Source organism: Sulfitobacter sp. EE-36 (assembly GCF_000152605.1).
In the GTDB taxonomy this organism is placed as follows: Bacteria; Pseudomonadota; Alphaproteobacteria; order Rhodobacterales; family Rhodobacteraceae; genus Sulfitobacter; species Sulfitobacter pontiacus.
The window spans coordinates 20580-28373 of record NZ_CH959311.1 but is presented as its reverse complement, the minus strand read 5'-3'; the positions used below and the strand labels follow the sequence as shown (position 1 = coordinate 28373).

Sequence of the window (7794 nt, the reverse complement as noted above, 5' to 3'; positions counted from 1 at the left end):
TGGGGCGTTATCTCTTCTGGAGCTTCGAGCGTGTCGTCGCACAAGCCCCGTCGAATGTGAGACTAATCCGGCGTAAAACGCGCGTCGACGCAGTGAACCGCAACGGGGATCAATGGCAGATCTCTCCCGCAAACATCGCCGTTGATCACGTCCTGATCACGACCGGTCACCAAGACGGGTTTCGCCACAGCGCGACGGAGATGCGCGACCACATCCCCTCCCCCTTCCCCATCGACCAGCGTCTGACCCAGACCGCCATGCCGCCCAACTCTACCATGCGCTGCAAGGGCTTCGCCCTCACCTTTATCGACACGATGCTCGCACTGACCGAAGGGCGCGGCGGTGTCTTCACGCTCTCCGCCACTGGCTATACCTATACCCCCTCAGGAAAGGAGCCGCGCCGCATCGCCCCCTTCAGCCGCAGCGGTCGCCCGATGCGGGCCAAGGTCGAGGCGGCATTGTTCACCCAACCGCAAGACGACGCCTTCTGGGATGATCGACGCGCCGAGCTTTCGCAGATCCTGCGCACCCCTACCGCGACCTTCACCGACCACATCTGGCCCGCGTTTTTGTCATTCGCCGATCAGGTTCTGGGCAACCCATCCGGCACCAGCGCCGCGTTTTTCACCCACCGGACCGAAACCATCTTCACTCCAGACGAAATCCGCCAAGACCTGCGCATCGGCTATGACATCGCCATGGGGCGCCGCGCTCAAGACAGCGCTTGGGCCCTGGCCGAGGTCTGGCGCCGGTGCTACCCGCAGCTGATCAACTGGATCAGCCACCGCGAGTTACCCCCCGACGATGCCCACCCCTTCCGCCAGATCGCGGCAGAGATGGAGCGGCTCGCCTTCGGCCCGCCCGCGCAGAATATCGGCAAGCTGATCACGCTGGAACAGGCGGGCATCGTCAGCTTTGACCATATGTCGGGCGCGGCCGCGGCAGATGTCACGATCAACGCCACGATTCCACCCGCTGGCGGTGCCGCGCTTGCCGCCCCGCTCGACGGTCTTTTGCGCGACGGGCATCTTAGCATCGGTACAATGGGCGGTGTTAGGGTCGATAAAAACGCCCACGCCCTCACACGCGACGGCATCGCCAAGGGCCTCTCCGTCATCGGCCGCGCCACCGAGGGCTGCGTGCTTGGCAATGATACACTGTCGCGCTCCCTCCATGATCTTCCCGAAAACTGGGCCGCCGCCGTTGTAGAAAGCGCCCGCCAATCCAACGCGCTGGAGCATTCCCTATGACAATCCCCCCATCGATCTTCAGCCCCTGCCACGGCGTCGTGCCTTTGCGCCCGCGGCTGGAAAACTGGATGGCGGAGCTGTTTCAGGATCGCCCCCGCCTCGACGCGCTGACCGACCGCTTTGGCGCGCCGCTCAACATCCAGTCGGTCGATCCCTTCCGCCGCAATATCGCGCAGCTGACCGATTGCGTGACCGACTATGGCCTGCCCTTCCTGCCCATGTTTGCGCGCAAGGCGAATAAATGCCTCAGCTACGTGCAGGCCGCGCGGGATATGGGCATTGGCATCGATACGGCCAGCCATGCGGAGGTAGAACAATGCCTTGAACAGGGCCTGCCGGGTGACCGGATCGTCTGCACCGCGGCAGTGAAAGATCGTGCGCTGATGACCCTTTGTGTGGGTGGCGGCGTGACTGTGATCCTTGATAATGAGGATGAGCTGGAGCTGTTGGAGGACGTGGCCGAAGGCGCGACCAAGCCCGTCTCTGTCGGGCTGCGCCTCAACGGGTTTGAGCGTGACGGTACAAAACTCTATTCGCGTTTCGGCTTTCCGCTGACGCAAGTCCCTACCCTCGCCGCCCGCATTGCCGCGTCTGAAACGCTCCGCCTCGACGGGCTGCATTTCCACCTCAACGGCTATAGCGCCGAGGATCGCATCGCCGCAATCCTGCAAACGCTGCCTCTGATCCATAAGATCAAAGGCGACAGCACCGCGCCTTTCTTCCTTGATATCGGCGGCGGCATTCCGATGAACTACCTCGACGACGCGGCGGAGTGGGAGACATGGCTGGCCGAGCTCGACCGCGCCCTCATCGGTGACCGCGACCCCATCACCCAGCATAACGACGGGTTAGGGCGCAAAGTCGGCGGTGAAGGCAAGGTCGATAGCTACCCCGTCGCGCAAACGCTGGTGCAAGAGGACTGGATGCGCCGCATCCTCGACCACATGGCGGACGGTCAAACCGTGGCAGCACATCTGAGAGATGCGCATATCTCCCTGCGTTGCGAGCCGGGGCGCTCGCTGCTGGACGGCTGCGGCATGACCCTCGCCCGCGTCGCCTTTTGCAAGCGCGACAGCGCCGGCACCCCCGTGATCGGCGTCCAGATGAACCGCACCCAATCCCGTTCCGGCTTCGCCGAATTCGCGCTTGATCCGCTCATGGTCCCCGCCCCCGGTCCGCGCAAGGGACCTATCGAAGGCTACCTCGCCGGCACCTATTGCACCGAAAGCGAATGGCTGACGCGGCGCAAGATGTCCTTCCCCCAAGGCGTCAAAGCAGGCGACCTCATGGTCTTTCCCAACACCGCCGGCTACCTGATGCATTTCCTCGAAAGCCGCTCGCACCAGTTCCCACTGGCGCGGAACGTGTTTGTGACGGAAGGGAACGCGGGGGCCGTCGCGCTGGACGATATCGACGCGGGGTAGGCACCCTTAGAAGGCGTGGACAATCTCTGACACCAAAGCGGCGGTATTCTTGACGTTGAACTTCCGCATCAGGCGCGCGCGATGCACCTCTACCGTCCGGTGCGAGATATTGAGCGCCTCGCCGATCTCGCGCGAGGTGCGGCCGTTGACCAGATGATGCGCCACCTCGCGTTCCCGCGGGCTGAGGTCGACAGAACGATAGCTCTTGTCCGCGATCTTCTCGAACGACCAGATCATCAACGAAAACGGATCTTGCGGGGATAGGGTCGCCCCCTTGGCCTGCACCCAGAAGATCGTCTTGTCCGACGCCTGCATAAAGCGTTCGTCTTCATAATGCGTATCCCCCGTCTCGCGCATGCGTGCCTCGCAACGCTCCCCGATCTGGTTGAAATCGGCGGTCGACGGGTACAGCCGCTGCACCGACCGGTTGATCAGATCAGACCTTGTGTAGCCGAACAAACGCTCCACCGCCTTGTTGGCCTCGATGATGCGGCGATAGCGCACAATGATCTGCGCCACAGGTGATTCCTGAAACCCGAGGCTGGAGGCTTTTTGGGTGGTCGAGGTATCGATCATCTGCATTTCTACTTAGTCCACTACGTAGTGATACGTATCATATTACGTGTTTCTACCAATAGATCGCGGGTCTGACATCCGTAAAATGATCCTCATATCAGGGAGGATATTATGACCACCGGAGTTTCCATCGTCGGGAGTGGCCACACGCAATTTGGCCGTCTGCAAGAAAACCTTGAAGAGCTGATCGTCGCCGCAACGCGCGAAGCGGTCGAGGAGTCCGGCATTGATCCCAATGATATCGACGCGGTTTTTCTGGGGCATTTCAACTCTGGCATGGTGACGGATGGTTTTGCCTCCTCGCTGATCCATCAGGCCTATCCGCAGCTGCGGTTCAAACCGGGGACGCGGGCCGAAAACGCCTGTGCCTCAGGCTCGGCCGCGATCCATGCGGGGATGAACATGATCCGCGCAGGGCAAGCACGCACCGTGCTTGTCGTCGGCGCGGAGAAGATGACCAGCCGCAGTACCAAAGAGGTTACGCAGGCACTCGCCGGTGCGGGGTACCAGAACGATCTGGCGGAAGCGTCGCTGAGTTTCCCGCAAGTCTTTGGCGTGGCCGCACGCGACTATGATGCGCGCTATGGCAGCCCGCTGGACGCGATGGCCAAGATCGCGGTGAAGAACCACGCCAATGCGATGTCCAACCCGCTGGCGCATATGCATAAAGAGTTCACCTTCGAACATTGCAGCACCGTGTCCGAAATGAACCCCGAGATCGCGCCGCCGCTGCGGTTGACCGATTGCTCGCTGGTGACCGATGGGGCCGCGGCCCTGATCCTCACGACCGACGAAAACGCGGCGACCTTCCCGAAATCCGTGGCCATGCGTGCGGCGGAGCATGTGAATGATTTCCTGCCCATGTCGCGCCGAGATTTCCTTGCATTCGAAGGCCCCGAACGCACCTTTGCGCAGGCGTTCAAAGCAGCCAATGTCACACTCGAAGATATCGATTTCGCCGAAGTCCACGACTGCTTTACCATCGCGGAACTGCTGACCTACGAAGCGATGGGGCTGGCCCCCAAGGGGCATGGCGCGCGCGCGTTGGAGGATGGCTCCGTCTATCGTGGCGGCGCGCTACCGGTGAACCTGTCGGGCGGGCTGAAGGCCAAGGGCCATCCCGTCGGTGCGACAGGCGTTTCCATGCATGCGCTGGCCTTCCGCCAACTGACCAACCAAGCAGGCGATCTACAAGTCCCCGGTGCCGAACTGGGGTTGTTGTTCAACATGGGCGGCTCTGCTGTGGCCAACTATGTCTCGGTGCTCGAAGCGCGCAAGGTCTGATTACATATGAATATTTCTGAATGGCTGCTTCAGGCCGCACGGGTGACCCCCGATGCGCCCGCGATCCGCTGCGGCTTGGATCTGCACGCGACCTATGGGCAGTTCGCGGCGCGTAGCGCGGGCATGGCGACTTATCTCTCGGACACATTGGGCATCCGAAAAGGCGACCGCGTGGCGCTGTTCATGCAGAACTGCCCCGAATATCTGGAGATCCTGCACGCGGTTTTGTGGATGGGTGCGATTGTCGTGCCAATCAATTACAAGCTGCACCCGCGCGAAGCGGCGTGGATCATCGACGATGCAAAGGCCCGCGTTGTCGTGACCCAAACCGGCACGGTGTTCGCAAGCGGCATCGAGCTTTCCGACAACTGCAATGAACTCGGCACCCACGATCCCGCGCTGACTGCTGCGGCACAATCCAGCGCGGAAATCACGCCCCCCGTCAACACGGGCAAAGACGATGTGGCCTGGCTCTTCTATACCTCGGGGACCACGGGGCGGCCCAAGGGGGTGATGACCACCCATGGCAACCTCATCGCGATGTCACTGGCCTATGCGATGGATGTGGACAGCCCCACGGCCCGCGATAATTCGCTTTATGCGGCACCTATGTCGCATGGGGCGGGGCTCTATCACTTCCCGATCATCCGCGCCGGGGGCTGCCATGTCATCCCGCGCTCCGGCGGGTTCGATCCGGCCGAGATTGCAGAGCTGGCGCAGGCGCTGGACAACCTCGTGTTCTTCGCCGCCCCCACGATGATCAAACGCCAGATCGCCCATGCCCGTGCCACGGGCTATGACGGCACGGGCATCAAGACGATCATCTACGGTGGCGGTCCGATGTATCTCGCCGATATCGAAGAGGGGCTCGCCGTCTTCGGCGCGCGCTTCGTCCAGATTTACGGCCAAGGCGAATGCCCCATGACCATCACCGTGCTGCCCCGCGATCTTGTGGCAGACACCGCCCACCCAAACGCAGATGCGCGGCGCGGGTCTGTCGGGTTTGCGCAGGCGGGCGTGCAGGTGCGGGTCGTCGACAGCGACATGCGCCCCCTGCCCGCGGGTGAGGTTGGCGAAGTCGTCGTCTCCGGCGACGCGCTGATGAAAGGCTACTGGGGCAATGAAAAGGCCACCGCCGATACCGTCGTTAATGGCTGGCTGCGCACGGGCGATCTGGGGTCGATGGATGCCGATGGCTTCCTGGCCCTCACCGACCGGTCGAAAGATGTGATCATCTCGGGCGGGACAAACATCTATCCACGGGAGGTGGAGGAGACCCTTCTGGCCCATGAAAACGTGTCCGAAGTGTCGGTGATCGGCGTGCCCAGTCCGGAATGGGGCGAGGATGTCGTGGCCTTTGTCGTCGCAGCGGGTGATGGCTCCTGCGACGCGCCGCAGCTGGATGCCTGGTGCAAAAGCCGCATGGCCTCGTTCAAGAAGCCGAAGACATACCACTTTGTTCAGGATCTACCCAAGAATAGCTACGGGAAAGTCCTGAAAACCAGCCTGCGCGAACGTATTGCGCAAGCGCTGGAGGGAGAGCATCAGGCGTAAGCCGCGATGCAGAACAACGCGCGTCAGTATCTGACGCGCAGATCGGGAGAGAGAAACATGAAACGCAGAACATTCCTAAAAACCGGCGCCGCCGCCGCATCGGGCGCCTTTACGCTGGCCGCACCGTCGCTTGCGCTGGCGGCGACATCGCTGAAGTTCGACAGCTACGTGTCGGATTCCGCAGGCCCCTCGTGGATCGACCGCTGGTATCTGGACGAGCTGGAAAAACGCACCGAAGGCGAAGTTACCATCCGCCGTTACTGGTCCGGGTCGCTGAACAAGGTGGGCGAACATCTGGGTGCCGTGCGCGATGGCACATCCGAGATGACTTTGATCTCGCCCGGTTACTACCAGTCTGAACTGCCCGTGACACGCGGGTTGGAATGGTATTTCCGCATGAACCGCGCTGACGCGCTGCAAAAGGTCTGCCGCGATGTCTACGATCAATTTGACCCGCTGCGCGCTGAATGGGAAGATCGTCACCGCTCGAAAGTGCTTTACTGGACCAACTGGAACTACGCGCCGCTGATCCTGCGCGACCCGATCACCTCGCTGGAAGACATCAAGGGCAAACGCATCCGTGCCTACGGTGTCTCTGCCGATGTGGTCGAAGCGCTTGGCGGTACGGCCGTCGCCATGGCCGCACCCGAAGTGTATCAAGCGCTGGAGCGTGGCATTCTTGACGGTGTTTACGGGTTCGATTTCGTGACCGCGATCGCCTATAAACTGCATGAAATCGCGCCGCAGTTCTATGATATTGGCGACGGTCCCCACGCCCCAGCCGCGACGATCATGAACAAGCGGGTGTATGACGGGCTTCCCGACGACGTGCGCAAGATCTCGGACGAGATTGTCGATGACATCTATGGCGGGCAGTTCAGCGCGATCTACGAAGATGTGCTTGCCACATACGTAAAAACCGCTGAAGCCGAAGGCGTCACACTGAGCACCGTTTCAGACGAGCAAAAGGCCATGGCCAAGGATCTGGTCCAGCCCGCGCAGGTGAATTCCTGGCTTGAGGATACCGCGAAACCCGCAGGGATCGATGGCGCAGAAATGCAGTCCTTGATCGACGCCGCGATCAAGAAGTACGACGCTGAAGCAACGCTGAAACGCCCTTACGAAATCAGCCAGGCATCGTAATCGGCTGGGGGCGATCGCATTTTAGCGAAGGATTAAGTCATGCAAACGATCAACAGTTTACTGAAAATCGTGTCCGATGTGCTCGGTGCGGTCGCCATGTTGTTTCTCGCGTTCCTTGTGTTCGGCACAACGCTCGACGTTTTGGTGCGTGCCATTACGGGGAGCCCGATCACCGGCGTTTTCGAATTCACCGAACTGGCGCTGGTCATGGTCGTGTTTCTGGGTGCGGGATGGGCGCAACGGGACGATGCGCATATCCGCGTCACCGTCCTGACAGAGAAGCTCTCCCCCGCCACCCGCGCCCGTGTTGTCGCGTTGGCCTGGGCGGTCGGGGCGCTGGCATTGCTGATGCTGGCCATCCCCGCCACGCATGAGGCGATCTATTCCGTCTCTATCCGGGAATTCCGCTGGGGTTACGTCAAGATCCCGATCTGGTGGACAAAGGCCAGCTTGGCCGCGGGCCTGTGGTTCGCCTTCATCCAGATGGCGATCCAATCCCTTCAACTTTTTCTCTTCGGGGAGCCTGCGCAGACACAGCAGGCGTCGCCCGATCTTCACTGACG

7 protein-coding genes are annotated in these 7794 nt (G+C 61.4%); 6 read left to right on the top strand and 1 reads right to left on the bottom strand.

Annotated features, from left to right (window positions below):
- Together EE36_RS17045 and EE36_RS17040 are read left to right on the top strand one after the other, a co-directional pair.
- A partial coding sequence (locus EE36_RS17045; RefSeq protein WP_005854366.1) for an FAD/NAD(P)-binding protein occupies positions 1 to 1250 on the top strand: 1250 nt, incomplete at its 5' end.
- Positions 1247 to 2674: a Y4yA family PLP-dependent enzyme gene (locus EE36_RS17040; RefSeq protein ID WP_005854368.1), complete on the top strand. Its 1428-nt coding sequence runs from the start codon at positions 1247 to 1249 to the stop codon at positions 2672 to 2674. The genes EE36_RS17045 and EE36_RS17040, both read left to right, overlap by 4 nt.
- A 6-nt stretch (positions 2675 to 2680) precedes the next feature.
- Here the strand turns inward: EE36_RS17040 and EE36_RS17035 are convergent, their stop codons facing one another.
- A complete protein-coding gene (locus EE36_RS17035) occupies positions 2681 to 3250 on the bottom strand; it encodes a PAS and helix-turn-helix domain-containing protein (RefSeq protein ID WP_254655608.1) in 570 nt (189 codons plus the stop codon).
- A 111-nt stretch (positions 3251 to 3361) separates the two neighbouring features.
- Here EE36_RS17035 and EE36_RS17030 point away from each other — a divergent pair, with 111 nt between their 5' ends.
- Genes EE36_RS17030 through EE36_RS17015 form a run of 4 tightly spaced genes read left to right on the top strand, consistent with a single transcriptional unit; the run spans position 3362 to position 7792 of the window.
- Positions 3362 to 4534, top strand: coding sequence for an acetyl-CoA acetyltransferase (locus EE36_RS17030; RefSeq protein ID WP_005854372.1), 1173 nt, complete (start codon positions 3362 to 3364; stop codon positions 4532 to 4534).
- A 6-nt stretch (positions 4535 to 4540) separates the two neighbouring features.
- Entirely contained in the window at positions 4541 to 6088 is a 1548-nt protein-coding gene (locus EE36_RS17025) for a class I adenylate-forming enzyme family protein (RefSeq protein WP_005854374.1), read from the top strand.
- 57 nt (positions 6089 to 6145) lie between these two features.
- The gene (locus tag EE36_RS17020) at positions 6146 to 7231 is read left to right on the top strand and encodes a C4-dicarboxylate TRAP transporter substrate-binding protein (RefSeq protein WP_005854376.1); all 1086 of its coding nucleotides are present in this window, start codon (positions 6146 to 6148) and stop codon (positions 7229 to 7231) included.
- Between the two features lie 39 nt (positions 7232 to 7270).
- Positions 7271 to 7792 (top strand): TRAP transporter small permease, encoded by a 522-nt coding sequence (locus EE36_RS17015; RefSeq protein WP_005854378.1) that lies wholly within the window; start codon positions 7271 to 7273, stop codon positions 7790 to 7792.
- Positions 7793 to 7794 lie beyond the last annotated feature (2 nt).

Coding starts and splice junctions, on each gene's coding strand:
- EE36_RS17030 (WP_005854372.1), top strand. CDS start 3,362: ATGACCACCGGAGTTTCCATCGTCGGGAGTGGCCACACGCAATTTGGC.
- EE36_RS17020 (WP_005854376.1), top strand. CDS start 6,146: ATGAAACGCAGAACATTCCTAAAAACCGGCGCCGCCGCCGCATCGGGC.
- EE36_RS17015 (WP_005854378.1), top strand. CDS start 7,271: ATGCAAACGATCAACAGTTTACTGAAAATCGTGTCCGATGTGCTCGGT.
- EE36_RS17025 (WP_005854374.1), top strand. CDS start 4,541: ATGAATATTTCTGAATGGCTGCTTCAGGCCGCACGGGTGACCCCCGAT.
- EE36_RS17040 (WP_005854368.1), top strand. CDS start 1,247: ATGACAATCCCCCCATCGATCTTCAGCCCCTGCCACGGCGTCGTGCCT.
- EE36_RS17035 (WP_254655608.1), bottom strand. CDS start 3,250: ATGATCGATACCTCGACCACCCAAAAAGCCTCCAGCCTCGGGTTTCAG.